We start from the raw sequence: 25,899 nt of genomic DNA on the forward strand, positions 1-25,899 counted from the left end.
AGGCTCCGGCGCAGCCGGCTCAGGCTCGGTCGGCGTCTCGCTGGTCGCGGCGTCGAGCTGGGCCTGCAGGTCGGCGATGGCGGCGTCGAACTCCTCGACGGTCACCACCTGCACGGTGTTGCCGTTGGAGTCCACCGGGACGCCGGTGGCGGGCTCGGTGCGCGCCAGGGCTGCCCCGGCCAGGCCGGTGGCACCGACCAGGGTGAGAGCTGCCAGAGCAGCCAGGTTGCGCTTGTTCATGGCGTTGGTCGTCCTCTGTCAGTCGGCGGGCGACCGCGTGGATGACGCGATCGGAGACGTGTCGGAGATGTGGGCGGCGATGCCGGCGGCGGCGAGAGCGGCGGCAGAGGTGGCGGGCACGGCGCGGGCGTCGCGCCCGCGCCGGTGCTGCGGGCAGGATCGGGCGAGGGGGGCCGGGGTAATCGTTGACTCACGGTAATCGAACGATGACTTATCGGAGGCTAACGCCGATCGGGGTCCGGCGCCAGGGCTCGTCGACGCCGCGCGTGTCCAGCGAGGGGTTCCCGACGATGCAGATGTCCCGCGCACTGCTCCTCCGCCTCCCGCGGAGGGCGCTCGATGGCTCGCGACGCCTCGAGGACGCGGGAGCCCTTCTGCTGATGCCCGTTCTCCACCGCCCGACCTGCGTGGTCGTCCGGCGGGACGTGGACCGGATGAGGGCGCACGTGGAGTGTGTCGCGCTGCTGGTCCCGGCCCGATCCGCCGAGAACGTCGCCTAGGAGGGGTGCCCGCCCGCAGTGCGCCACATCACTGTCCTGGACTGCAATCCGCCCTAAGTCCACGACTCTGGTAGACATATCTCCGTGACACGGTCGACGGCGCTCCTCCTCGTGAGCCGACTGCACGTCGATCTGCTGCGCGTCTGCACCGCCGCCTGTCCGGGGTCCTGACCTGCCGCGCCGTTCCCGGCGCCAGCTCGACCCCCTGTCAGGCCGCCTGCCGCGGCTTCCCGTGAGACCGGAGTCCCTTCCCCGTGAAGACCTTGATCCTGATCGCCCTCGCCGGCCTGGGCGCCCAGCTCGTCGATGGCAGCCTCGGCATGGCGTACGGCGTCACCTCGACGACGCTGCTGCTGGCCCTGGGCACCAACCCCGCCGCCGCGTCGGCCACGATCCATCTCGCGGAGATCGGCACCACGCTGGCCTCGGGGGTCTCGCACTGGAAGTTCGGCAACGTCGACTGGAAGGTCGTCGCGAAGGTCGGCGTGCCCGGCGCGGCCGGCGCCTTCGCCGGCGCGACGTTCCTGTCGAACCTCTCCACCGAGCTCGCCGCCCCGGTGATGTCGGTGATCCTGGTGTCCCTCGGCGCCTACATCCTGGTGCGCTTCACCCTGCGCGGCATCGACCGGCGCAACCTGGGCAAGCCGGTGCGCAAGCGCTTCCTCGGCCCACTGGGCCTGGTGGCCGGCTTCGTCGACGCCACCGGCGGCGGCGGCTGGGGCCCGGTCGGCACGCCGGCGCTGCTGGCCAGTGGCCGGATGGAGCCGCGCAAGGTCATCGGCTCGATCGACACCTCCGAGTTCCTCGTCGCGCTGGCGGCCAGCCTCGGCTTCCTCTTCGCACTCGGCTCGCAGGGCATCGACATGCTGTGGGTCGTCGGTCTGCTCGCCGGCGGTCTGATCGCCGCTCCGATCGCCGCCTGGCTGGTCCGGTACATCCCGCCGCGGCTGCTGGGCTCCCTGGTCGGCGGCATCATCGTCGTCACCAACGTCCGCACCCTGCTGCGCAGCGACTGGATCGATGCCTCCGACGGCCTCGCCTATTCCCTCTACGCCGTGCTCGTCGTGGTGTGGGCCCTGGCCGTCGTCCACTCCTTCCGGGAGTACCGCAAGGACACCGCGACGGAGTCCGCGGACGCGGTCGCCGCGGTGGCCGAGCGCAACGTCGTCGCCGACGTCGACGACGCCCGCGTGACCAATGCGCAGCCCATCGGCGCCGGCCGGCCGAGCGACCTGCGCGACTAGGGAAACGCCCCTCCGCCCCACCGCTCGCCCGCTCGCGGCGGGCCCCTGCGGAAGCCGTCCTGGCGCACCGTTCAGCGGCCGGCGAGGAGGCGCTCCTCCAGCTCGACGGGCAGGCCGGGCGCGGGACGGTGCGTGGGCAGCGGCGGCCGCTCGGACGTCTGCATCCAGGCCCAGGTGTCGGCGACCGTCGCCTCCAGGGGGCGGGTGGTCAGCCCCAGCTCCCGGGCGCGGGTCGTGTCGACGTCCCAGGCGGTGCGCGCCTCCTCGTGCCGCAGCCAGAGCGGGAGGTGCACCCACTCCTGCACGCCTGTGGCCACCAGGTCGTCCTCGGGCACCGGCACCCACTCCGCATCGCCTCCGGTGACGTCGCGGCACACGTCCAGCAGACCGCCGTAGGTGGTGCTGCCGACCGGGCCCTTCGCGTTGACCGCCCCGCCCTGCCCGCGCTCGGCCATCCCCACCAGCCAGACGGCGAGGTCGCGGGCGTCGACGAGCGAGATCGGCTGGTCCAGGCCCTCCGCCGGCACGACGATCCGGCCGCCCCGGGAGATGCGGTCCAGCCACCAGCCCAGGCGGTACACCGGGTCGTGCGGTCCCACGACGAGGCCGGCGCGGGCGGTGAGGAAGGCCGGACCCACGGCCTCGGCCAGCACCCGCTCGGCGTGCGCCTTGTTCGGCCCGTAGTCGTCGTCATCGGTGCCCCAGGTCGGCTGCGCGTCCTCGGGCCCGATCGGCCCGGGCGGCCAGTCCCGGTAGGCGTTCAAGCTGCTGACGAAGGCGTAGCCGGCCACCCCGCCGAGCACGGCAGCGGCGTTGTCGGCGGCCGCGCGGGTTTGGCAGGAGGTGTCGACGACGAGCTCGGGCCGCCACCCGTCGAGGGCCGCCGGTAGAGCTGCTGGGTCGTCGCGGTCGCCGCACAGCGCCCGTGCACCCTCCGGCGGCGCCCCCGAGACCCCCCGGGTGAAGGTGGCGACCTCGTGACCGCGCTCGAGCGCCGCCCCGACCACGTGCCGGCCGAGGAAGTGCGTGCCGCCGAGGACGAGGAGTCTCATGGCGGTCACTCCAGCCCAGCCGCTCCCCCGCCGTCCAGCGGGTTCGCGCTTGGCGTAAGCCCCGTCGGCCTCGTCCGGAGGCTCGCCGCGAGCGTGGGAGCGGGGAGAGGGACGGGGTCCCTTCTCCTACACGGCGCGGGAGGCGGGGACCTGCGGCAGCGGGGTGGATCGGGCCGCGGCCATCACCATCTGCGGCGACGACGGGAGCCCCCGGCGGGTGCACAGCCGCAGGGCGCGGGCACCGGTGAGGACGTCGGTCTCCGGCGGCACGACCAGCAGATCCGCCCGGCGGGTCCCCCCAGCCCAGATCAGGCAGACGACGCCGGGGTCCATGCTGCGGAAGCCGCCGGTGCGCACCGTGCGACCCAGGACCTCCAGCTTGCGGTCGACCGGCTCCCAGGCGTCCAGCGGGTAGGTGAACCGCTCGACGCGCACCCCCCGCCGCTCCAGTGCGGCGATCAGCTCCGGAAGCTCCACGGCCAGCTCACGGCTACGCGGGAACCACGCGCCGTCGAAGGCGGAACGGCCGGAACCGGCGTCGTCCCGCAGGCTCACGCGGACGTCGATCCCACCCCGGAAGCCCTCGCTCGCCGGAACCGCACGGGTGATCGTCGTCATCAGCCTTCGGCCACCTCTCGTCGCTCGCCGTGGGGCACGGTCGTACACGGCCCCGACACGAACCTAGGCCGCATGGCACGCCCGGCCCGTCGTGTGCCGCCCGGGCGCGCCGCCCCCTATCGGCAGGTCATCACGATTCGTGACCTTCCAACCACGACAACGCCCCCGCCTCGCGCGATGCGAGACGGGGGCGGTCGACGTGCTGGAACGGCCCCGTCCAGAGGCTCACCCCGAGGTTGCGAGGGGTGAGGAGGACGGGGTCCTTCTACGGCTTGGGCTTGCGGTTCTTGGACTTGCCGCGCTCGGTCTGGTCCAGCACCACCTTGCGGATGCGGACGCTGCCCGGGGTGACCTCGACGCACTCGTCCTCGGCGCAGAACTCCAGCGCCTGCTCCAGGTTGAGGATCTTCGGCGGGATCAGCCGCTCCAGCTCCTCGGACGTGGACTTGCGCATGTTGGTGAGCTTCTTCTCCTTGGTGATGTTCACGTCCATGTCGTCCGGACGGGAGTTCTCACCGACGATCATGCCCTCGTAGACCTCGGTGCCCGGCTGGACCATGAGCTGGCCGCGCTCCTGCAGCGAGAACATCGAGTACGTCGTCGCGACGCCCTGGCGGTCGGCGACCAGCGAGCCGGTCGGGCGGGCGCGCATGTCGCCCAGCCACGGCTCGTAGCCCTCGAGGTTGTGGTTGAGGACGCCGGTGCCGCGGGTCTCGGTGAGGAACTCGGTACGGAACCCGATCAGGCCGCGCGACGGGACGATGTACTCCATCCGCGCCCAGCCGGTGTCGTGGTGCACCAGGTTCTCCAGCCGCGCGCGACGGGTCGCCAGCGCCTGGGTCAGGGTGCCGACGTACTCACCCGGGGTGTCGATCGTGACCCGCTCCACCGGCTCGTGCAGCTTGCCGTCGACCATCTTCGTGACGACGGTCGGGCGGCCGACGGTGAGCTCGAACTCCTCGCGCCGCAGCTGCTCGACGAGGATGGCCAGCGCCAGCTCGCCGCGGCCCTGCATCTCCCAGGTGTCGGGACGGTCGGTGGGCAGCATGCGCACCGAGACGTTTCCGACCAGCTCCTGGTCGAGGCGGTTCTTGATCAGACGGGCGGTCAGCTTCTTCCCCGACTTGCCCGACAGCGGCGAGGTGTTGATCCCGATGGTGATCGAGATCGACGGCTCGTCCACGGTCAGCGGCGGCAGCGGGCGCGGGTCGTTCGGGTCGGCGAGGGTGTCGCCGATCATGATGTCCTCGATGCCGGCGATGGCGACGAGGTCGCCGGGGCCGGCGCTCTCGGCCGGGGTGCGGGTGAGGCCCTCGGTGACCAGCAGCTCGGTGATCTTGACGTTCTTGATGGTGCCGTCGACCTTGCACCAGGCGACCTGCTGGCCGCGCTTCATCTCACCGGAGTGGATGCGCAGCAGCGCCAGGCGGCCCAGGAACGGCGAGGCGTCGAGGTTCGTGACCTGCGCGCGCAGCGGCTCCTCGGCGTCGTAGCTCGGCGCCGGGATCGTGTCGAGCAGCGTCTTCACCAGCGGCGCGAGGTCCTCGCTGTCCGGGACGGTGCCGTTCTCCGGGCGGTTGAGCGAGGCCTGGCCGGTCCGGCCGTTGCAGTAGACGATCGGGAACTCGAGGGCGTCGGCGTGCATGCCGGCGTCCTCCATGAGCTCCATGAACAGCTCGTAGCACTCGTCGACGACCTCTTCGATGCGGGCGTCGGCGCGGTCGGTCTTGTTGACCGCGAGGATGACCGGCATCCCCTTGCCGAGCGCCTTGCGCAGCACGAAGCGGGTCTGCGGGAGCGGGCCCTCGGAGGCGTCGACGAGCAGGACGACGCCGTCGACCATGGACAGGCCGCGCTCGACCTCACCGCCGAAGTCCGCGTGACCGGGGGTGTCGACGATGTTGACGACGACAGGGTTGCCGTCGTCGTCGGCCAGGCGGATGGCCGTGTTCTTGGCAAGGATGGTGATGCCGCGCTCGCGCTCGAGGTCCATCGAGTCCATCACGCGGTCCTGCGTGGAGTCGTTGTCCGTCCCCTCGCCCTTGGACCGGCCGAGAGCGCCGGCCTGGCGGAGGAGGGCGTCGACCAGGGTCGTCTTGCCGTGGTCGACGTGGGCGACGATCGCCACGTTGCGCAGGTCGTTGCGGGTGGGCATGCGGAAGGGCACCTCGGGGAGCTCGGGATCGCGCCGCGCGGACGCGCGCGGGCATCAGGTCAACAGCTTCTGACGCCGCGACCTTCCCTCCACTCTATGTGCTCAACGCGCGGGCACCGGCGTCTGCGGCCTGTCGACCACCCCGTAGGTCACCCCTGCGGCGGCAACAGTGACCAGACTCACCGCGAACCAGGCGGGGAAGCCGGCCCCCAACGCCAGCACGTGGGCCAGGACGAACGCCCCGACGTAGAGCGCAGCCAGGGCCGCGGTGACGGCCGGACCGCGCCGGCGAGCGGCGATCCAGCCCGCGCCGATGCCGCAGACGGCGAAGACCGCGCCGCCCAGCGCGCGGATACCGGTGCTCTGCGCGATCCCGAAGCCGGCGGCGAGACCGACGGCGACCAGCAGGGAGGCGGGGATCCGGGCGAGGGCCGAGGTCGACATGCCCTCCAGTGTCCACACCCCTGTGCCGCGGGCCCGGGTTGGCTGGTCGGCGACCGGGTAGGGCGAGAAACAGCAGGCTGCCGGATCGCTCCGTGGCCCGACCCGAGGAGAACCCGCATGCCCCTGTCCTACGCGACCCTGCCCGGCGACATCGACCACCTCATCGCCGACGACCACGCGATCGTCGAGCGGCAGTTCCAGCACCTGGAGGCCGGCCGCGGGAACCGCCGGGTGCTGGTCGACCAGATCTCCATCGAGCTCGCGCTGCACGCCTTCGCCGAGGAGACGGTGCTCTACCCGCTGTGGACCGAGCTCGGCATGCAGGACGAGCACGACGACGCCGAGCACGAGCACCAGGAGATCAAGGAGCTGCTCGTCACCCTCGGCCGCACCGAGCCGGGCGAGCCCGAGTTCGAGCAGGCGGTCACCGACCTGATCCGCGTCGTCCGCCACCACGTCCACGACGAGGAGGACGAGGAGCTGCCGGAGTTCCGACGGAAGGCCGGACCGGAGCGCATGGCCCAGCTGGGCAAGAAGTTCCTGGCCGCCAAGCGGCAGGCTCCGACGCGCCCGCACCCGAACGCGCCGGACGAGGGCCTCGCCGAGCGGATCGCGGGCATGCTCGCCAAGCCGCTGGACCATGTCCGCGACGTCCTGTCGGGCAAGCAGAAGGAGGCGGCCACGGACGCCTCCGGGCTGCTCGACCCGCAGGCGCAGGCCATCGTCGACGCCCACTCCTCCCTCGGCCCGCTCCCCTTCGAGATCCTCACCCCCGAGATGGCCCGCAAGCAGCCCGGCCCGAAGGATGCCGTCGAGAAGGTCATGGCCGAGCGCGGCATCGAGGGGCCGGAGCCGGTGGGATCGATCGAGGACCTGCAGATCCCCGACGGTGCCGGGGGCATGCAGCGTTTCCGGGTCTACAAGCCGGTGGACGCCGGCACCGCTCCCCTGCCCGTCATCGTGTGGATCCACGGGGGCGGCTGGGTCCTGTTCGACATCGACGACCACTACGACGCCTCGTGCCGGGGCTTGACCAACAAGACCGGCGCCATCGTCGTCACTCCGGACTACCGGCGGGCGCCCGAGGCGGTATTCCCGGCTGCGCACGACGATGTCCTTACCGCCTACCACTACGTGCTGCAGAACGCGGCGTCCTTCGGCGGCGACGCCTCCCGGGTCGCGATCGGTGGGGAGTCGGTGGGCGGCAACATGTCGGCGGCCACCTGTCTGCAGCTGGCCGCCAACGGCCAGCCGGTGCCCCTGGCCCAGGTGTGCGTGTACCCGCTCACCACCGGCGAGCAGTTCGGCGAGTCGATGGACGACGCCGCTGACGGCCGGCCGCTGAACCGCGCGCTGCTGAGCTGGATGGCGATGCACGCGTTCGAGGGGAAGCCGGACGCCGCCGAGGACCCGCGGATCGACCTCCTCGGCTGGACCACCGAGCAGCTGGCGAGCATGCCTCCCACCCTCGTGATCACCGACGAGCGCGATGTCCTGCGCAGCCAGGGGCAGAAGTTCGCCGAGAACCTGGAGGCGGCCGGAGTTCCGACGACGCAGGAGTACTACGCCGGCGTGATGCACGAGTTCTTCGGTGCCGCCGCGGTGCTGGACAAGGCCGAGCAGGCGCAGCAGGCGGCGGCCGAGCACTTCCTGCGGGCGTTCAGCGCGACGCGCGTGTGACCGCCGGCCGCCCGGTCCGGCCTCCGATCGGGGACGGAGCCGGGCGCCGGCGCTGACACGGCGAGGGCCCCGGACGCGAGTGCGTCCGGGGCCCCCTGGTGATGTGCTGCACGGCCCCGTCCCGAGGCTCGCCCTGAGCTTGCGAAGGGTGAGGAGGACGGGGTCCTTCCTCAGGCGGAGCGGAGCACGGCCTCGATCTCGAGCTCGACGGCGATCTTGTCGCCGACGACGACGCCGCCGCCGTCCATCGGCATGTCGATGTCGACGCCGAACTCCTTGCGGGAGATCTCGGTGCGGGCGGAGAAGCCGGCGCGGGTGCCGCCGTAGGCGTCCGGCCCGAAGCCGTTGACCTCGAGGTCCAGGGTGACCGGCTTGGTGATGCCCTTGAGGGTGAGCTCGCCCTCGACGGTCCAGTCGGCGCCGTCGGTCTTCACGGTGGTGGAGCGGAAGGTCATCACGGTGTGGTTGCCGACGTCGAAGAAGTCAGCGGACTTGATGTGCGCGTCGCGCTGCTCCTGACGGGTGTCGATCGAGTCCATGTCCACGGTGGCGGTGACGGTGGACTGCGTCGGGTCCTCGGCGGTCGTGATCTCGCCGGAGAACTCACGGAAGTAGCCGCGCACCTTGCTGACCATCATGTGGCGGACGGAGAAGCCGACCGTGGAGTGGCTGGCGTCGATGTCCCAGGTGCCGGCGATGTAGCCGGGGATCTGGACGGAGGTGCTGCTGGTCATTGCGATCTCCCTGGTTGAGCGGTCGTGCTGTCGTTGGAGGAACCATAGTTGAGCGTTGAACTATTCCGCCAGTACTCTGGACGCATGACATCGCCCGTGTCGCCGCACTCCGTCCCCTCGGGTGAGACCCGCTGGCTCGACGCCGACGAGCAGAAGGCCTGGCGGGCGTGGCTCTACAGCGCCCAGCTGCTGTTGGACCGGCTCGACCGGGACCTCACCCACCGCACCGGCATCTCCCACGCCTACTACGAGATCCTGGTGGCGCTGTCCGAGACGCCCGAGCGGATGATGCGGATGAGCGAGCTGGCCGACCGGTGCCTGTCCTCCCGCAGCCGGCTCTCGCACGCGGTCTCCCGGCTGGAGGAGCGGGGCTGGGTGCGGCGGCAGGTCTGCGCCGAGGACGGTCGCGGGCAGCTCGCCGTCCTCACCGAGGAGGGCTTCGCCGCGCTCGAGGGCGCAGCCCCCGTCCACGTCGAGGGCGTCCGGCGGGAGCTGTTCGACCAGCTCACGCCTGAGCAGGTCGCGAACATGCGTGATGTCGGGGAGACGCTGCTGCGTCACCTCGACCCGACCCGCGCCCGCTGACCTCACCCGAGCCCTAGCTCCCGGAAGTACTTGTCGGGCGTGATGGGGAGGTCACGCACCCGCAGCCCTGTGGCGTGCCAGTAGGCATTCGCCACCGCGGCCGCGGCGCCGGTGATGCCGATCTCGCCGATGCCCTTGATCCCCAGCTCGTTGACGTAGGCGTCGTGCTCCTCGAGCCAGTGGATGTCGATGTCCCCGATGTCGGCGTTGGTCGCCACGTGGTACTCGGCGAGGTCATGGTTCACGTAGTGGCCGAACCGCTCGTCGACCACCGACTCCTCGTGCAGCGCCATCGACACGCCCATGCTGAAGCCGCCGAGGAACTGCGACCGGGCGGTGCGCGCGTTCACGATCGTGCCCGCCGCGTAGACGCTGGACGCCCGGGGCAGCCGCACCTCACCGGTGTCGCGGTCCACCCGCACCTCGACGAAGTGCGCCCCGAACGCGTGCATCGACCAGTCCTGCGCGTGCGGTGACGGCCCGGGCACCTCGCCCTTCACGACGACGCCGTCGGCCGGCAGCTGCCCGCCCCAGCGCTCGTCCAGCTCCCGTCGCACATCGCGCGCGGTGAGCACGATCGCCGATCCCCACGACGCCAGGCCCGTGGAGCCGCCCGCCCCGCCGGCGAAGGGCAGGTCGCTGTCGCCGATCCGCAGCTCGATCGCCCCGAGCTCCACGCCCAGGGCGTCGGCGGCGATCTGGGTGAGGGCCGTCCAGGCGCCGGTGCCGATGTCGGAGCCGTCGATCTCCACCGTCCACCGCCCGTCGCCGTGCCCGGTGATCCGGCACTCCGCCTTGCGGCGGCGGGCCGGATAGGTGGCCGAGGCGACGCCGGTGCCGACCAGCCACCGGCCGTCCTCGCGCACCCCCGGCCGCAGGTCGCGCCCGGCCCAGCCGAACCGCTCGGCACCGGTGCGCAGGCAGGCGACCAGGTTCCGGCTGGACCAGGGGACGTCGCGTTCGGGATCGCGCTCGGGCTCGTTGCGGATCCGCAGCTCCACCGGGTCGATGCCCGCCGCGTGGGCGAGCTCGTCCATCGCCGACTCCAGCGCGAACAGGCCCGGGGTCTCCCCCGGCGCCCGCATGATGGTCGGCGGCGGCACGTCCAGCCGGGCGAGCCGGTGCGTGGTGCGCCGGTGCGGCGCCGCGTAGAGCACCCGGGTCGCCGTGGCGGTCTGCTCGGCGAACTCGTTGATCCGCGAGGTGTGCTCGACGACCTCGTGGCTGATGGCGGTCAGCCGGCCCTCGGCGTCGGCGCCCAGCCGTACCCGCTGGATGGTGGGCGTCCGGTGCCCGACCAGGCTGAACATCTGCTGGCGAGTGAGCTCGAAGACGACGGTGCGCCCGACCACCTTCGCCGCCATCGCGGCCAGGATCTGGTTCGGATGGGTGAAGGCCTTCGACCCGAACGCGCCACCGACGTACGGGGAGATCACCCGCACCTGGCCCCGCTCGAGCCCGAACGCCGTCATCAGGTCGTTCACGATGTTGTGCGGGCCCTGGTTGGCGTCCCACAACGTCAGCCGGTCCTCGTCCCAGCGGGCCATCGAGGTGTGCATCTCGATCGGGTTGTTGTGCTGGGTCGGCGTGGAGTAGGTGGCGTCGACCGTGGCCGCAGCCGTGGCGAGGGCGCCGTCGACGTCGCCGATCACGGAGTCGGTGTCGAAGCCGGCCATGAGCTGCTCCGGCGCGTAGAGGTCCGGCCGGTCGGCGGAGAGCGCGACGTCCGGTTCGGCCGCCGAGTACTCGACCACGACGGCGCCCACGGCCGCCTTGGCGATCTCCGAGCTCTCCGCGACGACGGCGGCGACGATCTGCCCCTGGTAGTGGACGTCGAGCGACTGCAGCACCGGCAGGTCCGACGCAAGCCCCTCCCCGAGCCGTGGCGCGTTCGCGGGGGTGAGCACGGCCAGCACCCCGGGCATCGCCTCGGCCGCCGCCGGGTCAAGCCGCGTGATGCGGCCGTGGTTGACCGTGCTCTGGACGACCGCGACATGGCAGATGGGCTCGCCGGGGTCCTGCTCGTAGGCATAGGGCGCGGTGCCGCGCACCTTGGCCGGGCCGTCGAGGCGCTCGACGCCCGCGCCGATGAGGCGGTCCATCGTGGTCATCGGGTGCCCTCCGTCAGCTGCAGCAGGGTGCGGACGACGAGGTTGCGGGCCAGCGGCACCTTGAAGCCGTTGTCGCGCAGCGGCGTCGCGGCGGCCAGCTCCGCGTCCGCGGCCGCGGCGAACGACTCCTCGGTCGCCGGGCGGCCGCGCAGCGCCTCCTCGGCGGCGCTCGCCCGCCAGGGCTTGTGCGCCACTCCCCCGAGGGCCAGCCGGGCGTCGGCGACGACGCCGTCGGTCACCCGCACCGCCGCGGCGATGCTGACCAGCGCGAACGCGAAGGACGCCCGGTCGCGCACCTTGCGGTAGCGCGACGGCATGCCCAGGGCGGGCAGGTCGATCGCGGTGATCAGCTCGCCGTGCCGCAGCGTGGTGTCCCGCGACGGGTCCTCGCCGGGAAGCCGGTGCAGGTCGGCCATCGGCACCGCCCGCTCGCCGTCGGGGCCCAGGACCCGGATGACGGCGTCCAGCGCGGTGAGCGCGACGGCCATGTCCGAGGGGTGGGTGGCCACGCACGTGCCGGGCCCCTCGAGCGTCTGCCCGAGGATCGCGTGGTTGCGGTGCACCCCCTCCAGCGCCCCGCAGCCGCTGCCCGGTGCGCGCTTGTTGCAGGGCCGGGTGACGTCGGTGAAGTAGCCGCACCGGGTCCGCTGCAGCAGGTTCCCCCCGGTGGTGGCGCGGTTGCGCAGCTGCCCGGACGCCCCGGCCAGCAGCGCCTGGCTGAGCACGGGGAAGCGCTCGCGCACGCGGCGGTCGGCGGCGAGGTCGGCGTTGGGCACCGCGGCGCCGATCCGCAGACCGCCGTCGGGCAGATCGATCACCTCGGTCGAGGTCGACCGGCGGACGTCGACCAGGACCCCGGGGGTCGCGACACCGAGCTTCATGAGGTCGACGAGGTTGGTGCCCCCGCCCAGGAACGCTCCGTCGGATTCGGCGGCCAGCAGGGCGACGGCGGAGGCGGCGTCGGTGGCCCGCTCGTAGCGGAACTCCCTCATCGCCGGACGCCCTCGGCCTCGGCCACGGCGGCGACGGCCGGGACGATGTGCGCGTAGGCGGCGCAGCGGCACAGGTTGCCGCTCATCCGGTCGCGGATCTCGTCGTCGGTGAGGTCGACGTCGGCGGCGGTGAGGTCGTCGGTGACCGTGCTGGGCCAGCCGGCACGGGCCTCGGCGAGCACCCCGGCCGCGGAGCAGACCTGCCCGGGGGTGCAGTAGCCGCACTGGAAGGCGTCGTTGTCCAGGAACGCCCGGTGCAGGGGGTGCTCCCGGTCGCCCTCGGCCAGGCCGTCGGAGGTGGTCACCTCGGCGTCGTCGACGGTCACCGCCAGCACCAGGCAGCTGTTGACCCGGCGCCCGTCGAGCAGCACCGTGCAGGCGCCGCACTGCCCGTGGTCGCACCCCTTCTTCGGGCTGGTGATCCGCAGCCGCTCGCGCAGCGCGTCCAGCAGTGTCGTGCGGGTGTCCACGGTCAGCGGGTGAGTGCCGCCGTCGACCCGGAGCGTGATCTCGGTGTCCACGCCGCGCTCCTGCCCTGCTCCCCCGTGTGGACAAACGATGGCGTGCGCAACCGTCCCAGCGGGGTCCGTCAGGACCAGGACGCGAGTACGCCGACGTCGGAGCGCTCTCCCGCCACCCCAGCCGCACGGTCCTCACCGCCTCCCTGCGTCAGGAGGCTCCGCCGGCTCGCTCGTCGCGCAGCCGTCGTCGGGCGCGGCGCGGCGCGGGGGCGTAACCGTCGGTCAGTTCGCAGCGCCGGCGAAGAGCGCCCGGGACACCACGCCGGTGTCCGGGCTGTCGGTGTCCACGCCGGAATGCCGGTCAGCCGGCCCAGACGTCCCCGACCCGGGCGGCGACCTGCGCCGCCTGCGCGCGCCCGGCCCGCGCGGCGGGCTCCCGGGCGGCGGGGTCGAGCACGTTGCGGCCGATCGCTGTCGAGCTGGCCTGGTCGGGCGAGACGACGGCGACCCGCGACAGCATGCCGGTGACCTGGGCGTCGACGCTGGCCATCGGGCCGACGCCGCGCGGGATGGGCGCCAGCACCACCAGGCGGTCGTAGCCGTGAGCGAGGTCTGCGTTGGCCGCGGAACGCATGCCGCCGTCGACGTACCGCCGTCCCTCGATGGTCACCGGCGGGTAGACGCCGGGCACCGCACAGCTGGCGGCCACGGCCTGCAGCAGCGGCACCCCGGAGTCGCGGTCGAAGGTGCGGAACTCACCGGTGGCGGCGTCGACCGCGGTGATCGTCAGGTTCCGCTCCGGCCACTCCTTCGCGACGAGCCGGGAGCCGATGACGTCGAGCCGCTCCTGCTCGGTCGGCGTCAGGCCGGCCTTCTCGGCGGCCAGCGCCAGCGCGCCGATGCGGCGGCGGAACTCCACGTCGCGCCCCCGGCTGGTCAGCATCGCCCAGGCGTAGCGCGCCAGCGTGCCCCGTCCGACCCGGGCCACCTTCTCCTGCTCAGGCGGCTCGAGCTGGCGGCCGTACAACTCCTCCAACGGCGCGCCGCTGGCCACCTGCGCACCCACGACGGACCCGGCCGAGGTCCCGACGACGAGGTCGGCGCCGGTGAGGTCGAGGCCGGCCTCGGCCAGACCGGCGAGCACGCCGATCTCCCAGGCGATGCCGGTGATGCCACCGCCGCCGAGGACGAGGGCGGTGCGCTGGTCGCTCATGCGCGCCATCCTCACAGACCCTCGGTCCGTCCACAGACCCTCGACAGCGCGTGTGACGTGGGCCACGCTGTGTGCTGGAGTTCTCCGACGAGAGGAAACGCATGACCACCGTGCAGTCCGCCCCGGCACCGGCAGCGGCCAGCTGGCCGCCCGGGCTCCCCCGGTCGCTGGACTACCCCAGCGTGCCGGTGGGCTCGATCCTGCGGGCGGCGGTGCGCCGATGGGGCGACCGGACGGCGTTCATCGATCACGACGTCCCGCTGAGCTTCACCGAGATGGGCGACCGGGCGCACGCGGTGGCCGCCTGGCTCGCCGACTCCGGGGTCGGCCCCGGCGACGTCGTCGCCGTGCACATCCCCAACTGCCGGCAGTACCCGCCGCTCTACTACGGGATCCTCCTGGCCGGTGCCACGTTCTCCCCGACGAACCCGCTGCTGCCGGCGGCCGACCTGGCCGCCCAGCTGACCGACGCCGGGGCGACGGTGCTGGTCACCTGGGACCAGGTGCTGCCCTTCGTCCGGGGCGCCCTGGAGCAGACCCCGGTGCGCACCGTCGTCGTCACCGGCGAGGCGCACGTCCTCGACTTCGCCGCCCGGCTCGACGGCCTGGAGGACAGCGACGTCGACCTCGCCGACCTGCTGGCCGGCGATCCCACCGACCGGCACCTGGATGCGCACCTCGACCCCGCGGAGGCGCTGGCCCACCTGGCCTACACCGGCGGCACCACCGGCGTCAGCAAGGGAGTGGAGCTCCCGCACCGCAACGTCGTCACCAACGTGCTGCAGTCCGGCTGCTGGACGTCGGGCTCCCTGCCGGCGCTCGACGAGCACGGCGACGTGACCCTGCGGCAGGTCCTCGGCGCCGACGAGATCGCCACCCGCCTCGGCGAGGCCCGGATCATCAACCTCACCCCGTGGTTCCACGCGATGGGCGCGATCGGCTACCTCAACGGCATGGTCATGGGCGGCACCATGACGGTGATCCACATGCGCTTCGACCCGGTGAGGTACGTCGAGGACATGGCCAAGTACGAGGTCACGTCCATCGGCGGAGCTCCGCCGGTCTTCGTGGCGCTGCTCCAGGTGCCCGGGTTCGCCGAGGCCGACCTCTCGAACGTCCGCGGAATCAGCAGCGGCGCGGCGCCGCTGGCCAAGTCGCTGATCGACAAGATGGCGGCGCTCATGCCGAACGCCACCATCGGCGAGGGCTACGGCCTGACCGAGGTCACGATGCAGGCCACCGGCAACCCGTCGTTCCGGTCCGGCACCCGCAAGGCCGGCACCGTGGGCGTGCCGATCTTCGACACCGAGATCACGATCCGGCCGCTGGGCGGCGGCGACCCGCTGCCGGCCGGCGAGCGGGGCGAGGTGTGCATCCGCGGCCCGCAGGTGATGCGCGGCTACGCGCACCGGCCCGAGGCGACCGCCGAGGTGATCGACGCCGACGGCTGGTTCCACTCCGGCGACGTCGGCATCCTCGACGAGGACGGCTACCTGTCCATCGTCGACCGCACCAAGGACATGCTGCTCTACAAGGGCTACAACGTCTTCCCGCGCGAGCTGGAGGAGATCCTGTTCGCCGTGCCCGGGGTCGGCGGCGCGGCCGTCGTCGGGCGGCCCGACGAGGAGGCCGGTGAGCTGCCGGTCGCCTACGTCGTGCGCAAGGACGACGCCGACGGCGCGGCGCTGACCGCGGAGTCGGTCATGACCGCGGTGAACGACAAGGTCACGCCGTACAAGCGGCTGCGCGACGTCCGCTTCATCGACGCCATCCCGGTGTCGGCGGCAGGCAAGGTGCTCAAGCGCGAGCTGGCCGCCCGCGAGCGGGAGGCCATGGCCGAGGGCTGACCCTCCGTCCGTCCGCGCGTCGCCGCATCCCCCGCTCGGGTGCGGCGACGCGCCGGAGAGCCCGGCGCGCTCTAGGGTCGCCGTCGTGGCACAGCCCGAGAACGGTCCGGTGACCGAGCACACCGGGGTCCGGATCGCTCACGAGGAGCCGTCCCCGACCCGCGCGGTGAGCCAGCGCCTGCTGTTCGCGCTGTTCGTCTTCGTGCTCACCGTCGTCCTCGTCTACGTCGACCGCGACGGCTACCGCGATGTCGACGGCCAGGTGACCCTGCTCGACGCCGCCTACTACGCGACGGTCACGCTCTCCACGACCGGCTACGGCGACATCACGCCGCTCACCGACCAGGCGCGGCTGATCAACCTCGCCATCATCACGCCGCTGCGCGTGCTGTTCCTCATCGTTCTCATCGGGACCACCCTCGAGGCGCTCACCACGCGCTCGCGCGAGGAGTTCCGCATCCGTCGCTGGAGGTCCCGCTTGCGTCAGCACGTCATCGTGTGCGGCTACGGCACCAAGGGCCGCAGCGCCATCCGCTCGCTGCAGGCCAACGGCACGCCGTCGGACAAGATCGTCGTCGTCGACCCGGACCCGCGGGCCATCGACGAGGCCAACTCCCTCGGGCTGACCGGCGTCGTCGGCGACGCCGGACGCACCGAGGTGCTGCGCCGCGCCTCGGTCGAGCGCGCCCGGTCGGTGATCGTGGCGGCCAACCGCGACGACGCGTCGGTGCTGATCACCCTCACCGTGCGCCAGCTCAACCCCAGCGTGCCGATCACCACCTCCGTGCGCGAGGAGGAGAACGCCAACCTCCTGCGCCAGTCCGGCGCCGACACGGTCATCACCACCTCGGCCACCTCGGGCCGGCTGCTGGGCCTGTCGACCGACGCCCCCCGCGTGGTCGCCGTGGTCGAGGACCTGGTCACCGGCGGTCAGGGCCTGGACCTGCACCAGCGCACGGTCACCGCCGACGAGGTCGGTCTCGGCCCCCGTCAGCTGCGCGACATCGTGCTGTCGGTGACCCGCAGCGGGCGAACCCTGCGTTTCGACGACGCCCTGATCGGCACCCTGCAGGCCGACGACGTCCTGGTCGTGGTCCGCTCGCACCCGTAACTGATTACATCGTCGTCCTCCGGACGACACCGCGATGACATCGCGATCCTCCGGATCGCACCGCGGCCAGGAGCCGTGCCCCGGTTGCGCTGAGCCCTGCCCGTCACCCCTCGGGGGACCCTGCGGGCCCCCGCTCGGGACGACCCTCAACGCGTCTTGAGTACCCAGGTCCTCGTGGGTTCGTCGCGGCCGCGGAGCTCCACCTCGGCGTCGGGAACCCAGTGGTCGCGCTCGTCGCCGCCCGCGGTGAGCACCGTGGACTCGCTGGCCATCGCCCGGCCGGGGTGGTCCTTGGCCAGGTCGGTGAGGCGTGCGGCCTCGTTCACCGGGTCACCGATCACGGTGTACTCCAGGCGGCTGGCCGCACCCACCTGCCCGGCCCACACCCGGCCGCAGGCCACGCCCACGCCGACGTCGACCTCACCGGCTTCGGCCACCGCCCCGCAGATCCGGCGCGCGGCGCGCAGTGCCGCGCCGGCCGGGTCCGGGTGGTCGGTGGGGGCGCCGAACACGCACAACGCGGCATCCCCCTCGAACTTGTTCACCAGGCCGCCCTCGTCCTCGATGGTGTCGACGACGATCGCGAAGAACCGGTTGAGCAGTCCGACCATCTGCTCCGGGCCGGTGCGGCGCACCAGCGACGTGGAGCCGGCGATGTCGACGAACAGCGCGGCCACCGTCCGCTCCTCGCCGCCGAGTGAGACGCCGGTGGACAGCGCCCGCTGGGCCACCGTCGTCCCCACGTGCCGGCCGAAGAGGTCACGCAGCCGCTCGCGCTCGGCCAGGCCGGCCGCCATGGAGTTCACGCCCTCCTGCAGCAGGCCGATCTCACCGGCGTCGTCGACGACGACGACGACGGCGTAGTCGCCCTCCCCCACCCGCTGCACCGCGCGGCGCAGGTCACGCAGCGGCTGGCCGACGGCACGGGCGATGAGCAGCGTCGCCAGGGCACCGACGAGCAACGCCACCACGACGAGGAAGACCACCGCGGTCCTCCCCGGGCCGCCCGGATTGCTCGGGTCCACGTAGAGCAGGACGACGCCGACCATCGGCACCCCGCTGGTCAGCCCCCAGGTGAGCAGCAGGCGGATCCGGACACCGAGGGCGAGCCGGCCGACGGGCGGGTGCTCCGCGAGCGCGCGAGCGGTCACCGCACGCGCCGCCCAGGCGACCAGGAGGTAGGTGACACCGGCGGTGGCGACGCCGCCCAGGGCCACCGCCACCCCGATGCGCCACCCGACGCGGGGGTCGGGGAAGAAGAAGGCAGAGACCACTCCCATGAGGAGCGCGCCGAGAGCCCACACTGTGCCGGCGATGACGGCGGTGTCCAGCGGCAGCCGCAGGGCGTGCCGCGCCTCCTCCCCCGTCGGGGCACGGCCCGCCATGAGCCAGCGGTTGGTGACCCGCTGCCGTCGCAGCCCGGCGACGCCACCCAGCGGGAAGGCGAGCACGAGGTAGCCCGCCGCGGTCCACAGCACCGGGGCCCGTGCAGCGGTGCTGCTGCCGTCCTCGACGCCGATCAGGAGCAGCACCACGGTGCCCACGCCGATCATGTTCGCCACCATGACGACGAGCACGATCAGCGGGACGGCCAGGCGTCCGCTGGGCATCCAGCCCGCACGGTCCGCGAACCGCCGCCACACGCCGCCCCGGGTCCCGCCGCTGCTGGTCACGGGTTCGGGCGCCGACCGCTCCGGTTCTCCACCGGATCATGATCGATGACCCGGGCGCCGTCCGCCGAACGGCTCACCCGGACGAGGCCGGGCAATGGGAGCCAATCAGCGAGCGACGCTGTCGACGACGAGCCGGCCGAGCTCCGCGGGCCTGGTGAACTGCGGCCAGTGACCGGTGGGAAGGTCGACCCAGGTGACGTCCCGGACCTTCGCCAGCTCGGCCAGCGGGGGCGCGCCCTGGGCCATCCACTCCTGCAGGACGGCGCTCGGGGACTCGCAGGCGATGATCGTGACCGGCACGTCGTACCGGCGCTCGTCGCTCAGCCGCTGGGGGTCGCTCGCCACCCGGGCCGGCGTCGGCACCGCCCGCGCGCGGAAGGCCCCCCGCGCCTCCTCGTCGAGGTCGCGCAGCTCGTCCTCGCCGAAGACCGACCAGTCCGGCAGCGGCACCTCGCCGTCCACCGCCGGCAGGCCCTCGTTGACGCATTCCCCGTCGCCGAGCGGCCAGCTGTCCACGTAGACGACCCGCGCCACCCGGTCCGGCCGGGCATCGACCGCTCCGTGTGCGATCGACCCGCCACCGGAGTGCCCGACGAGGACGACCTCCCCGCCCAGCCGGTCGATCGCGGCGACGACGGCGTCGACGTGGTCGCGCAGCCCGAGGCCGGACCGGTCGGCGTAGGGCGACTCCATCCCGGGCAGCGTGAGCGGATGGGCGCGGTGGCCGGCCGCCTCCAGGACCGGGACCACCTCGTCCCACGACGACGCGTCGAGCCAGAATCCGGGGACGAGGACGACATCCATGGCCGGACCGTAGGGCAGGGCACCGACAGGGCGCACCCTCCGCCTCGCGCCGGCTCAGGCGGGCGCCGGGACCGGAAGGCTCCCAGCAGACGGCTCCGCGGGCGCCCGGAAGCCGGTGACGATCAAGCGGTACGCCAGCGCCATCTCCCAGGCCGCGACGACGACCGCACCCAGCATCCCCCAGGGGGAGACCTGGTCGTAGACGCCGAACAGAATCGCGACCGACGAGGCGAAGACGAGCGGACCACCGAGCAGGCCCAGCACGGTGATGCCGCGCGGGACCAGGCGCGAGCGGTGCAGCAGCACCGCGAGCAGGAGGCTGTTCACCCCGATCACCAGGCCGGGTCCGATCAGGAACGTCCAGTCGTGCACGGCGACGAGTGCGCGCGCCACGACGACCAGCGCCTCGTCGTCCGTGCCGGTTCCCGCGGTGCGCAGGGTGACCAGCGAGAGCGTGGCCACCACCCCGACGACGATGACGGCGGCCTCGAGCAGCCGGCCGCACACGTAGCCGAGGGCCATGCCCTCCCCGTAGCGGCGCACCACCGGGTACAGCGTCACCGCGGTCCCGATGCAGGAGGCGGCGAGGACGACCTCGAGGAGGCCACCGAGCAGCACCGCGGGATCCTCCCCCGTGCCGAGCACGTAGGCCGCGTCGGTCAGGGCCGGCTGGTAGAGCGCGAGCGCGGCGACGGCGGTGACCGCCGCGACCACGAAGAACACGCCCGCGACGACGGCGGTCGTCCTCGTCGATCCCATGGGAACTCCTCCGAAAGCAGGGTGTGGTGTACGGCGTACACCAACGCCAAGGAGGCTAGGCGTACGCTGTACACCAGGTCAAGCACGTCGAGAGGGGATCCCAGTGGCTCCGGGCACCGACCGGGCCGGCCGCGCGCCGCTGAGCAGGGGCCGGGTGCTGCACGCCGCCGTGGAGCTCGCCGACGAGGGAGGCGTCGAGGCGGTGAGCATGCGTGCGCTGGCGCAGCGGCTCGGCGTCGTCCCCATGGCCCTGTACAAGCACGTGGCGAGCAAGGACGAGCTGCTCGACGGCATGGTCGACCTCGTCCTGGCTGAGATCGAGAACCCGGATCCGGCGCCGGACTGGCGGTCAGCGGTGCGCGCCCGGGTGCTCGGTGCGCGCCGGGCCGTGCTCCACCACCGCTGGGCGCGCAAGGCCATCGAGTCCCGGACCTCCCGGACGGCGGCCGTGCTGGGGCACATGGACGCGGTGGCGCGACTGTTCCTCGCCGGCGGCCTCTCCCCCGACCTGACCCACCACGTGATGCACGCCCTCGGCAACCGGATCTGGGGCTTCAGCCCCGAGCTGTTCGAGGAGGAGTCACCCACTGGCGCGCCGGCTCCCCACCCGGAGCAGCAGGCTGCCATGGCGCGGGAGTTCGCGCAGCGCTTCCCCGGCATCCTGGCCATCGCCACGGCGGCCACCGGGGGTGACCTGTCGGGGGTCGGCCAGGGATGCGACGAGGACGCCGAGTTCGAGTTCGCGCTGGACCTCCTCCTCGACGGCGCAGAGCGGCTGCACCGCTCCGGCTGGGAATCGACGAACGGCTGAGCCCTCCCGGCCCTACGGGGCACCGGTGAGCACCGCACCCCGCCTGGAGCCGATCACGCCCGCCGACGTCGAGGAGGCGATGGCGATCCGGGTGCGGCCGGAGCAGGAGCGCTTCGTCTCTCCGGTCGCCACCTCCCTGGCCGAGGCGTACGCGCACTGCGAGGTCGCCTGGCCGCGGCTGATCCTCGACGGCGACCGGGTCGCCGGGTTCTCATGGCGTTCCTGGACATCGACTGGCTCGGCGACGGCTCGCGCTCCGACGTCCGCTCCGGGCTGTGGCGGCTCAGCATCCCCGCCGAGGAGCAGGGGCGCGGCTACGGCCGGTTCGCCGTCGAGGCGGTGGCGGCCGAGCTCCGCCGCCGCAGCGGCACCCGGCTGTTCACCACCTACGCGCTGGGCGAGGGCGGACCCGAGGGCTTCTACCGGGAAGTGGGCTTCCGGCCCACCGGGGAGCTGGCGGGCGAGCAGACGGTCGCCGTGCTCGAACTGGCCTGAGCTCCTACCTGCATTTTTTTCCGTGACGGACCAATCCGTCTGCGGGGGTGGCGCCGAACACCCTGTGTCGTGCCGTCCACGGGCCGCGCGACCCCTGATGGAGTCTCACGACGAGGCTTCGCGGGGAAACCGTGAGGAGTCCTCGTGAAGACGACGACACGCGCACTGCTGACCGCTCCCGCCCTCGGCCTCACCGCCCTGCTGATCTCGGCCGGCCCGGCCGCGGCCGCCGACGGCACCGCCAGCGCCTCCCTGCAGCCCATCGCTGGACAGCCCGTCCAGGGCGCCTCGGGCCAGGGAATGGTGGAGATCTCCGGCACCAACCTGTCCTTCACCCTCGCGGCGCAGGGCCTGCTGGCCGACGCGCCGCACGCCGCGCACATCCACTTCGGTGCCGATGCGCGCAACGAGTGCCCGGGCGCCTCGGACAACAACGCGGCGGCCCTCTCCGGCGAGACGAACCCCCACGAGCACTTCACGACGACCGAGGGCGCCCCTGCCTACGGCGAGATCGTCGTCTCGCTCACCAAGACCGGCGACGCCTCGCCCCAGTCCGGCCTGGCCGTCGACCGCTTCGCCGTCGGCAGCGAGTTCGAGTACTCGCGCGGTGACGCGCAGGTGACCCCGGCCGTGGCCGACGCGATCGTCGCCGGCAAGGCCGTCGTCGTCGTGCACGGTGTCGACTACGACGGTGACGGCACCTACAGCGCGGGCGAGCGCGGCATGTCCGACCTCGACCCCAAGCTGCCCGGTGAGGCGACCGACCCCGCCCTCTGCGGTGTGCTGAACGCCGGCCAGATGGGCTCCATGCCCAACGGTGGCGTCGACGCCGGCGCCGGTTCCACGACCGGTGTGGAGAACGCCGGCCTGATGGCCGTCGGCGGCCTGGCCGCCGTCGGTGGCGCGGCGCTGCTCGTGCACCGTCGTCGCACCTCCACCGACAGCTGATGACCGGCGACGCCGGGCCGGAGCCCATCGCTCCGGCCCGGCGTCCCGGCCGTGCGTCCCTGATGGCCCTGGCCGTTCTGCTGCTCCTGGGCGGCGGAACCGCGGTGGGCGTCGGGATCGCCGGTCAGGACGCCGATCCGCCGGTCCCGGCGAGCTCGACCACGACCGGGACCCCCTCCCCTCCGCCGGCGAGCCCTGAGGCGGCTCCCCCGCCGTCCTCGGCCCCGGCACCGGACGCGACGCCGGTCGCCCTCCCGGGCTCGATCCGCATCCCCGCCATCGGGGTGGAGTCCGAGGTGATCAGCCTGGGGCTCCAGCAAGACGGCAGCCTCGCGGTGCCGCAGCCGGGACCGGACTACGACAAGGCCGCCTGGTTCGACGGCTCCCCCCGGCCCGGTCAGGTCGGCCCGTCGGTCATCGAGGGCCACGTCGACAGCGCCGAGAACGGGCCGTCGGTGTTCTACCGGCTGGGCGACCTCGCGGTCGGCGACCTCATCGACGTCACCCGCGAGGACGGGACCGTCGTCTCCTTCTCCGTGGAGGAGGTGCGCGTCGTGCCCAAGGAGGACTTCCCGACCTACGACGTCTACGGCAACACCGAGGAGCCACAGCTGCGACTCATCACCTGCGGCGGGCCGTTCGACAGCACGGCCAGGAGCTACGTCGACAACATCGTCGTCTTCGCCGGCCTGGTGGCCTGAACCCGAGTACGCGAGAGCCCCGGTCGTGTCCGACCGGGGCTCTTGCGCGTGACGTACCGCTCAGAAGGCGGGCAGGACGGCGCCCTCGTAGGTGTCCTCGATGAACTGGCGCACCTCGTCGGAGTGCAGCAGCTCCTCCAGCTGCTGGATCCGCTCGTCGTCCTCGTCGCCGGTGCGCACCACGAGCAGGTTGGCGTTGGGGTTGCCTTCGGCCGCCTCCAGCGCCAGGGCGTCCTCGGCCGGGACGAGATCGGCCTCGATGGCGTAGTTGCCGTTGATCACGGCGATGTCGACGTCGGTCAGGGACCGGGGCACCTGCGCCGCCTCGACCTCGGAGATCTCGAGGTTCTTCGGGTTGCCCTCGATGTCCAGCGAGGTCGGGGCCGCGTCGCCGGTGTCGGCGAGCGTGATGAGGTCGTTGGCCTCGAGCAGGCGCAGCGCCCGCGCGGCGTTGGTGGGGTCGTTCGGGACGGCGACCGTCGCACCGTCGGTCAGGTCGGCCAGGTCGGTCAACGTGCTCGAGTAGATGCCGAGCGGCTCGATGTGCACCGGCTCCAGCGCCTGGAAGTCGTAGCCGGCGCTGGCCTCCTGCTCCTCCAGGTACGGGATGGTCTGGAAGTAGTTGGCGTCCAGGGAGCCGTCGTCCAGCGCCACGTTGGGCTGGATGTAGTCGGTGAACTCCGTGATCTCCAGGTCCAGGCCGGCGTCCTCGGCGAGGTTCTCGTCGATGTACCGCAGGATCTCGGCGTGCGGCACCGGGGAGGCGCCCACCCGAAGCGGCTCGTCGGCGCCCGACAGTTCGGCGTCGCCGCCGCCGCAGGCAGTGAGCAGGGCCGTCATCGCGGTGGCGGCCAGGAGAGCGGGGAAGCGGGTGCGCATGGTGGTGGGTCTCCTCGGTGGTGGTGCGGGATGGCGGCCGGGCGGCCGCCGCGATCAGGCGTGTGCGAGCGATCGCGCCCAGCGGTCGCCGGCCCACTGCAGGGCCTGGACGACGACGAGCAGCAGGACGACGGTCGCGAGGGTGATGTCGGTGCGGAACTGCTGGTAGCCGAAGCGGATGGCGAAGTCGCCGAGCCCGCCGCCGCCGACCGCCCCGGCCATGGCCGAGTAGCTGATCAACGCGACGACGGTCACCGTGACCCCGGCGACCAGCGACGGCAGGGCCTCGGGCAGCAGGACGGTGCGGACGACGTCGCGCCGACGGGCGCCCATCGACAGCGCTGCCTCCACCTTGCCGGCGGCGACCTCACGCAGGCTGGTCTCCACCAGCCGGGCGAGGAACGGGACGGCGCCGATCGTCAGCGGCACGATCGCCGCGGTGGAGCCGATCGTCGTCCCCACGATGCCGCGGGTGACGGGGGCGACCAGGACCAGCAGGATGATGAACGGCAGGGCGCGGCCGAGGTTCACGACCAGGCCGAGGACCCGGTTGAGCAGGGGCCGCGCAGCCAGTCCGCCCCGGGCGGTGACGGTAAGCAGCACGCCGAGCGGAACACCGAGGAGCACGGTGATCGCGGCCGAGACGCCCACCATGTAGAGGGTTTCCCAGGTGGCGTCCAGCAGCTGCGGGTAGATGCGGGCCCAGTCGCTCATCGGTCCTCCTCCGCGACAGCAGCGACGCGCTCCACCAGGACGCCGGCGGCCCTCAGGCGGTGCACGGCGTCGTCCAGCCCCTCCACTCCCCCGGTGACCCGCAGGAGCAGCCGGCCGTAGCGGCCGCCGGCGACCGTCTCCACCGAGCCGCCGGCGATCTCGACGGCCAGTCCCAGCTCCCCGACGAGGGTCTGCAGGACCAGCGTCTCGGGGGTGCGGTCGGTGACGGTCACCCGCAGCAGCGCGCCCCCGTGCCCGGCTCCGGCGTCGGCCACCGGCGCGGGGAGCAAGGCGTCGCTCAGCGGCGAACGCTCGCGGGTGAGGACGTCGGCCAGCCGGCCGCTGTCGACCACCCGCCCCCGGTCCAGCAGCACGGCGCTGTCGCAGACGGCCTTCACGACGGCCATCTCGTGGGTGATGAGCAGGACGGTGAGGCCGAGCTCGTCGCGCACCCGGCGCAGCAGCTCCAGCACACCGGCGGTGCTCGCCTGGTCCAGGGCGGAGGTGGCCTCGTCGCAGAGCAGCACCGTCGGGCGGACGGCCAGGGCGCGAGCGATGGCCACGCGCTGCTTCTGACCGCCGGAGAGCTGGGCGGGCCGGGCGTTCGCGCGGTCACCGAGGCCCACGAGGTCCAGCAGCTCGGTGGCCCGCCGACGGCGCTCCGCCCGCCCGACCCCGGCCAGCTCCAGCGGGTGCTCGACGTTGCCCGCCGCGGTGCGCGAGTCCAGCAGCTCGAAGTGCTGGAACACCATGCCGATGGAGCGGCGGGCCTGGCGCACCTGGTCGTCGGGCAGTTCGGTCAGCACCCGCCCGTCGACGGTCACCGACCCCGACGTCGGTCGCTCCAGCAGGTTCACCAGGCGGACCAGCGTGCTCTTGCCCGATCCGCTCGGGCCGACCACGCCGGCGAACTCGCCGCGGTCCACCGTGAGGCTGACGCCGTCGACGGCGACGACCTCACCGGCCTGCCTGCGCGCGGGGAAGACCTTGCGGACGTCCTTCAGTTCGATCACGGGGAGTGGGTCCTCGAGGTGAGCAGGCGCGAGCGGGCGCGCCGTCTGCCGGACAGCGGGGCCTCGTGCGGATGCGGCGGGTGGGGTCGGGGGGTCAGCGGCACAGGACTGTGCC

At 72.9% G+C, this 25,899-nt stretch carries 25 protein-coding genes; 9 read left to right on the plus strand and 16 right to left on the minus strand.

Translation table 11 applies throughout. The annotated features are described in order from the left end of the window. Positions 1–240 (minus strand): hypothetical protein (locus tag C5508_RS13320; protein ID WP_198598068.1); only part of this gene is annotated, 240 nt, incomplete at its 3' end. A gap of 754 nt (positions 241–994) precedes the next feature. On the opposite strand from C5508_RS13320, the gene C5508_RS13335 reads away from it, so the two are divergent. Then, entirely contained in the window at positions 995–1,984 is a 990-nt protein-coding gene (locus C5508_RS13335) for a sulfite exporter TauE/SafE family protein (protein ID WP_104525438.1), read from the plus strand. A gap of 71 nt (positions 1,985–2,055) precedes the next feature. On the opposite strand, the gene C5508_RS13340 is transcribed toward C5508_RS13335, so the two are convergent. The 4 genes from C5508_RS13340 to C5508_RS13355 all read right to left on the minus strand — a co-directional run bounded on the left by C5508_RS13340 (position 2,056) and on the right by C5508_RS13355 (position 6,253). After that, positions 2,056–3,036 (minus strand): NAD-dependent epimerase/dehydratase family protein, encoded by a 981-nt coding sequence (locus C5508_RS13340; RefSeq protein WP_104525455.1) that lies wholly within the window; start codon positions 3,034–3,036, stop codon positions 2,056–2,058. A gap of 126 nt (positions 3,037–3,162) precedes the next feature. Next, on the minus strand, positions 3,163–3,654 hold the full coding sequence (locus C5508_RS13345; RefSeq protein WP_104525439.1) for a DUF5994 family protein: 492 nt from the start codon (positions 3,652–3,654) through the stop codon (positions 3,163–3,165). Positions 3,655–3,919: 265 nt separating this feature from the next. Then, a complete protein-coding gene (gene typA, locus C5508_RS13350; protein WP_104525440.1) occupies positions 3,920–5,809 on the minus strand; it encodes a translational GTPase TypA in 1,890 nt (629 codons plus the stop codon). A 102-nt stretch (positions 5,810–5,911) separates the two neighbouring features. Next, positions 5,912–6,253 (minus strand): hypothetical protein, encoded by a 342-nt coding sequence (locus C5508_RS13355; RefSeq protein ID WP_104525441.1) that lies wholly within the window; start codon positions 6,251–6,253, stop codon positions 5,912–5,914. Positions 6,254–6,370: 117 nt separating this feature from the next. Between C5508_RS13355 and C5508_RS13360 the strand changes: the two genes are divergently transcribed. Next, positions 6,371–7,933, plus strand: coding sequence for an alpha/beta hydrolase fold domain-containing protein (locus C5508_RS13360; RefSeq protein ID WP_104525442.1), 1,563 nt, complete (start codon positions 6,371–6,373; stop codon positions 7,931–7,933). Positions 7,934–8,103: 170 nt separating this feature from the next. On the opposite strand, the gene C5508_RS13365 is transcribed toward C5508_RS13360, so the two are convergent. Further along, positions 8,104–8,667, minus strand: coding sequence for a YceI family protein (locus C5508_RS13365; RefSeq protein ID WP_104525443.1), 564 nt, complete (start codon positions 8,665–8,667; stop codon positions 8,104–8,106). 84 nt (positions 8,668–8,751) lie between these two features. Between C5508_RS13365 and C5508_RS13370 the strand changes: the two genes are divergently transcribed. Beyond that, on the plus strand, positions 8,752–9,252 hold the full coding sequence (locus tag C5508_RS13370) for a MarR family winged helix-turn-helix transcriptional regulator (protein WP_104525444.1): 501 nt from the start codon (positions 8,752–8,754) through the stop codon (positions 9,250–9,252). A 2-nt stretch (positions 9,253–9,254) separates the two neighbouring features. Here the strand turns inward: C5508_RS13370 and C5508_RS13375 are convergent, their stop codons facing one another. The 4 genes from C5508_RS13375 to C5508_RS13390 form a co-directional block, all read right to left on the minus strand. Then, complete coding sequence (locus C5508_RS13375; protein ID WP_104525445.1) at positions 9,255–11,363, minus strand: xanthine dehydrogenase family protein molybdopterin-binding subunit; 2,109 nt, start codon at positions 11,361–11,363, stop codon at positions 9,255–9,257. Next, positions 11,360–12,355, minus strand: coding sequence for an FAD binding domain-containing protein (locus tag C5508_RS13380; RefSeq protein WP_104525446.1), 996 nt, complete (start codon positions 12,353–12,355; stop codon positions 11,360–11,362). The genes C5508_RS13375 and C5508_RS13380 overlap by 4 nt, the downstream gene beginning before the upstream one ends. Continuing rightward, complete coding sequence (locus C5508_RS13385; RefSeq protein WP_104525447.1) at positions 12,352–12,876, minus strand: 2Fe-2S iron-sulfur cluster-binding protein; 525 nt, start codon at positions 12,874–12,876, stop codon at positions 12,352–12,354. The genes C5508_RS13380 and C5508_RS13385 overlap by 4 nt, the downstream gene beginning before the upstream one ends. A 301-nt stretch (positions 12,877–13,177) precedes the next feature. Next, on the minus strand, positions 13,178–14,029 hold the full coding sequence (locus C5508_RS13390) for a patatin-like phospholipase family protein (RefSeq protein WP_104525448.1): 852 nt from the start codon (positions 14,027–14,029) through the stop codon (positions 13,178–13,180). A gap of 101 nt (positions 14,030–14,130) precedes the next feature. On the opposite strand from C5508_RS13390, the gene C5508_RS13395 reads away from it, so the two are divergent. Both C5508_RS13395 and C5508_RS13400 read left to right on the plus strand, forming a co-directional pair. After that, the gene (locus tag C5508_RS13395) at positions 14,131–15,876 is read left to right on the plus strand and encodes a class I adenylate-forming enzyme family protein (protein WP_104525449.1); all 1,746 of its coding nucleotides are present in this window, start codon (positions 14,131–14,133) and stop codon (positions 15,874–15,876) included. An 85-nt stretch (positions 15,877–15,961) separates the two neighbouring features. Continuing rightward, complete coding sequence (locus C5508_RS13400; protein ID WP_104525450.1) at positions 15,962–16,987, plus strand: potassium channel family protein; 1,026 nt, start codon at positions 15,962–15,964, stop codon at positions 16,985–16,987. 146 nt (positions 16,988–17,133) lie between these two features. On the opposite strand, the gene C5508_RS13405 is transcribed toward C5508_RS13400, so the two are convergent. The 3 genes from C5508_RS13405 to C5508_RS13415 all read right to left on the minus strand — a co-directional run bounded on the left by C5508_RS13405 (position 17,134) and on the right by C5508_RS13415 (position 20,223). Beyond that, positions 17,134–18,597 (minus strand): adenylate/guanylate cyclase domain-containing protein, encoded by a 1,464-nt coding sequence (locus C5508_RS13405; RefSeq protein WP_198598069.1) that lies wholly within the window; start codon positions 18,595–18,597, stop codon positions 17,134–17,136. Positions 18,598–18,765: 168 nt separating this feature from the next. Continuing rightward, complete coding sequence (locus tag C5508_RS13410; RefSeq protein ID WP_104525457.1) at positions 18,766–19,464, minus strand: alpha/beta fold hydrolase; 699 nt, start codon at positions 19,462–19,464, stop codon at positions 18,766–18,768. A gap of 54 nt (positions 19,465–19,518) precedes the next feature. Next, positions 19,519–20,223 carry a DUF4386 domain-containing protein gene (locus C5508_RS13415; RefSeq protein ID WP_104525451.1) on the minus strand — a complete coding sequence of 235 codons (705 nt, stop codon included), beginning with the start codon at positions 20,221–20,223 and terminating at the stop codon, positions 19,519–19,521. A gap of 103 nt (positions 20,224–20,326) precedes the next feature. Between C5508_RS13415 and C5508_RS13420 the strand changes: the two genes are divergently transcribed. From C5508_RS13420 to C5508_RS13435, 4 genes are all read left to right on the plus strand, one after another. Next, the gene (locus C5508_RS13420) at positions 20,327–21,034 is read left to right on the plus strand and encodes a TetR/AcrR family transcriptional regulator (protein WP_198598070.1); all 708 of its coding nucleotides are present in this window, start codon (positions 20,327–20,329) and stop codon (positions 21,032–21,034) included. A 213-nt stretch (positions 21,035–21,247) separates the two neighbouring features. Next, the gene (locus tag C5508_RS19975; protein ID WP_198598071.1) at positions 21,248–21,529 is read left to right on the plus strand and encodes a GNAT family N-acetyltransferase; all 282 of its coding nucleotides are present in this window, start codon (positions 21,248–21,250) and stop codon (positions 21,527–21,529) included. A 144-nt stretch (positions 21,530–21,673) separates the two neighbouring features. Beyond that, a complete protein-coding gene (locus C5508_RS13430; protein ID WP_198598072.1) occupies positions 21,674–22,477 on the plus strand; it encodes a CHRD domain-containing protein in 804 nt (267 codons plus the stop codon). Continuing rightward, positions 22,477–23,178, plus strand: coding sequence for a class F sortase (locus C5508_RS13435; RefSeq protein WP_198598073.1), 702 nt, complete (start codon positions 22,477–22,479; stop codon positions 23,176–23,178). Before C5508_RS13430 ends, C5508_RS13435 begins: the two co-directional genes overlap by 1 nt. Before the next feature lie 60 nt (positions 23,179–23,238). Here C5508_RS13435 and C5508_RS13440 read toward each other — a convergent pair whose 3' ends face one another. From C5508_RS13440 to C5508_RS13450, 3 genes are read right to left on the minus strand one after another with little or no spacing between them, the layout of a single operon-like run. Continuing rightward, positions 23,239–24,057: a MetQ/NlpA family ABC transporter substrate-binding protein gene (locus C5508_RS13440; protein ID WP_104525452.1), complete on the minus strand. Its 819-nt coding sequence runs from the start codon at positions 24,055–24,057 to the stop codon at positions 23,239–23,241. Between the two features lie 54 nt (positions 24,058–24,111). Continuing rightward, a complete protein-coding gene (locus C5508_RS13445; RefSeq protein ID WP_104525453.1) occupies positions 24,112–24,771 on the minus strand; it encodes a methionine ABC transporter permease in 660 nt (219 codons plus the stop codon). Beyond that, positions 24,768–25,784 carry a methionine ABC transporter ATP-binding protein gene (locus C5508_RS13450; RefSeq protein WP_104525454.1) on the minus strand — a complete coding sequence of 339 codons (1,017 nt, stop codon included), beginning with the start codon at positions 25,782–25,784 and terminating at the stop codon, positions 24,768–24,770. Before C5508_RS13450 ends, C5508_RS13445 begins: the two co-directional genes overlap by 4 nt. Positions 25,785–25,899 lie beyond the last annotated feature (115 nt).

The sequence above is a fragment of the Blastococcus atacamensis genome (genome assembly GCF_002938425.1).
Taxonomy (GTDB): Bacteria; Actinomycetota; Actinomycetes; order Mycobacteriales; family Geodermatophilaceae; genus Blastococcus; species Blastococcus atacamensis.

Bases quoted from the DNA above. Each gene is read 5' to 3' on its own strand.
- C5508_RS13340 (WP_104525455.1), bottom strand. From the start codon at position 3,036: ATGAGACTCCTCGTCCTCGGCGGCACGCACTTCCTCGGCCGGCACGTG.
- C5508_RS13345 (WP_104525439.1), bottom strand. From the start codon at position 3,654: ATGACGACGATCACCCGTGCGGTTCCGGCGAGCGAGGGCTTCCGGGGT.
- typA (WP_104525440.1), bottom strand. From the start codon at position 5,809: ATGCCCACCCGCAACGACCTGCGCAACGTGGCGATCGTCGCCCACGTC.
- C5508_RS13355 (WP_104525441.1), bottom strand. From the start codon at position 6,253: ATGTCGACCTCGGCCCTCGCCCGGATCCCCGCCTCCCTGCTGGTCGCC.
- C5508_RS13360 (WP_104525442.1), top strand. From the start codon at position 6,371: ATGCCCCTGTCCTACGCGACCCTGCCCGGCGACATCGACCACCTCATC.
- C5508_RS13365 (WP_104525443.1), bottom strand. From the start codon at position 8,667: ATGACCAGCAGCACCTCCGTCCAGATCCCCGGCTACATCGCCGGCACC.
- C5508_RS13370 (WP_104525444.1), top strand. From the start codon at position 8,752: ATGACATCGCCCGTGTCGCCGCACTCCGTCCCCTCGGGTGAGACCCGC.
- C5508_RS13375 (WP_104525445.1), bottom strand. From the start codon at position 11,363: ATGACCACGATGGACCGCCTCATCGGCGCGGGCGTCGAGCGCCTCGAC.
- C5508_RS13380 (WP_104525446.1), bottom strand. From the start codon at position 12,355: ATGAGGGAGTTCCGCTACGAGCGGGCCACCGACGCCGCCTCCGCCGTC.
- C5508_RS13390 (WP_104525448.1), bottom strand. From the start codon at position 14,029: ATGAGCGACCAGCGCACCGCCCTCGTCCTCGGCGGCGGTGGCATCACC.
- C5508_RS13395 (WP_104525449.1), top strand. From the start codon at position 14,131: ATGACCACCGTGCAGTCCGCCCCGGCACCGGCAGCGGCCAGCTGGCCG.
- C5508_RS13405 (WP_198598069.1), bottom strand. From the start codon at position 18,597: ATGCCCAGCGGACGCCTGGCCGTCCCGCTGATCGTGCTCGTCGTCATG.
- C5508_RS13410 (WP_104525457.1), bottom strand. From the start codon at position 19,464: ATGGATGTCGTCCTCGTCCCCGGATTCTGGCTCGACGCGTCGTCGTGG.
- C5508_RS13415 (WP_104525451.1), bottom strand. From the start codon at position 20,223: ATGGGATCGACGAGGACGACCGCCGTCGTCGCGGGCGTGTTCTTCGTG.
- C5508_RS19975 (WP_198598071.1), top strand. From the start codon at position 21,248: ATGGCGTTCCTGGACATCGACTGGCTCGGCGACGGCTCGCGCTCCGAC.
- C5508_RS13435 (WP_198598073.1), top strand. From the start codon at position 22,477: ATGACCGGCGACGCCGGGCCGGAGCCCATCGCTCCGGCCCGGCGTCCC.
- C5508_RS13440 (WP_104525452.1), bottom strand. From the start codon at position 24,057: ATGCGCACCCGCTTCCCCGCTCTCCTGGCCGCCACCGCGATGACGGCC.
- C5508_RS13445 (WP_104525453.1), bottom strand. From the start codon at position 24,771: ATGAGCGACTGGGCCCGCATCTACCCGCAGCTGCTGGACGCCACCTGG.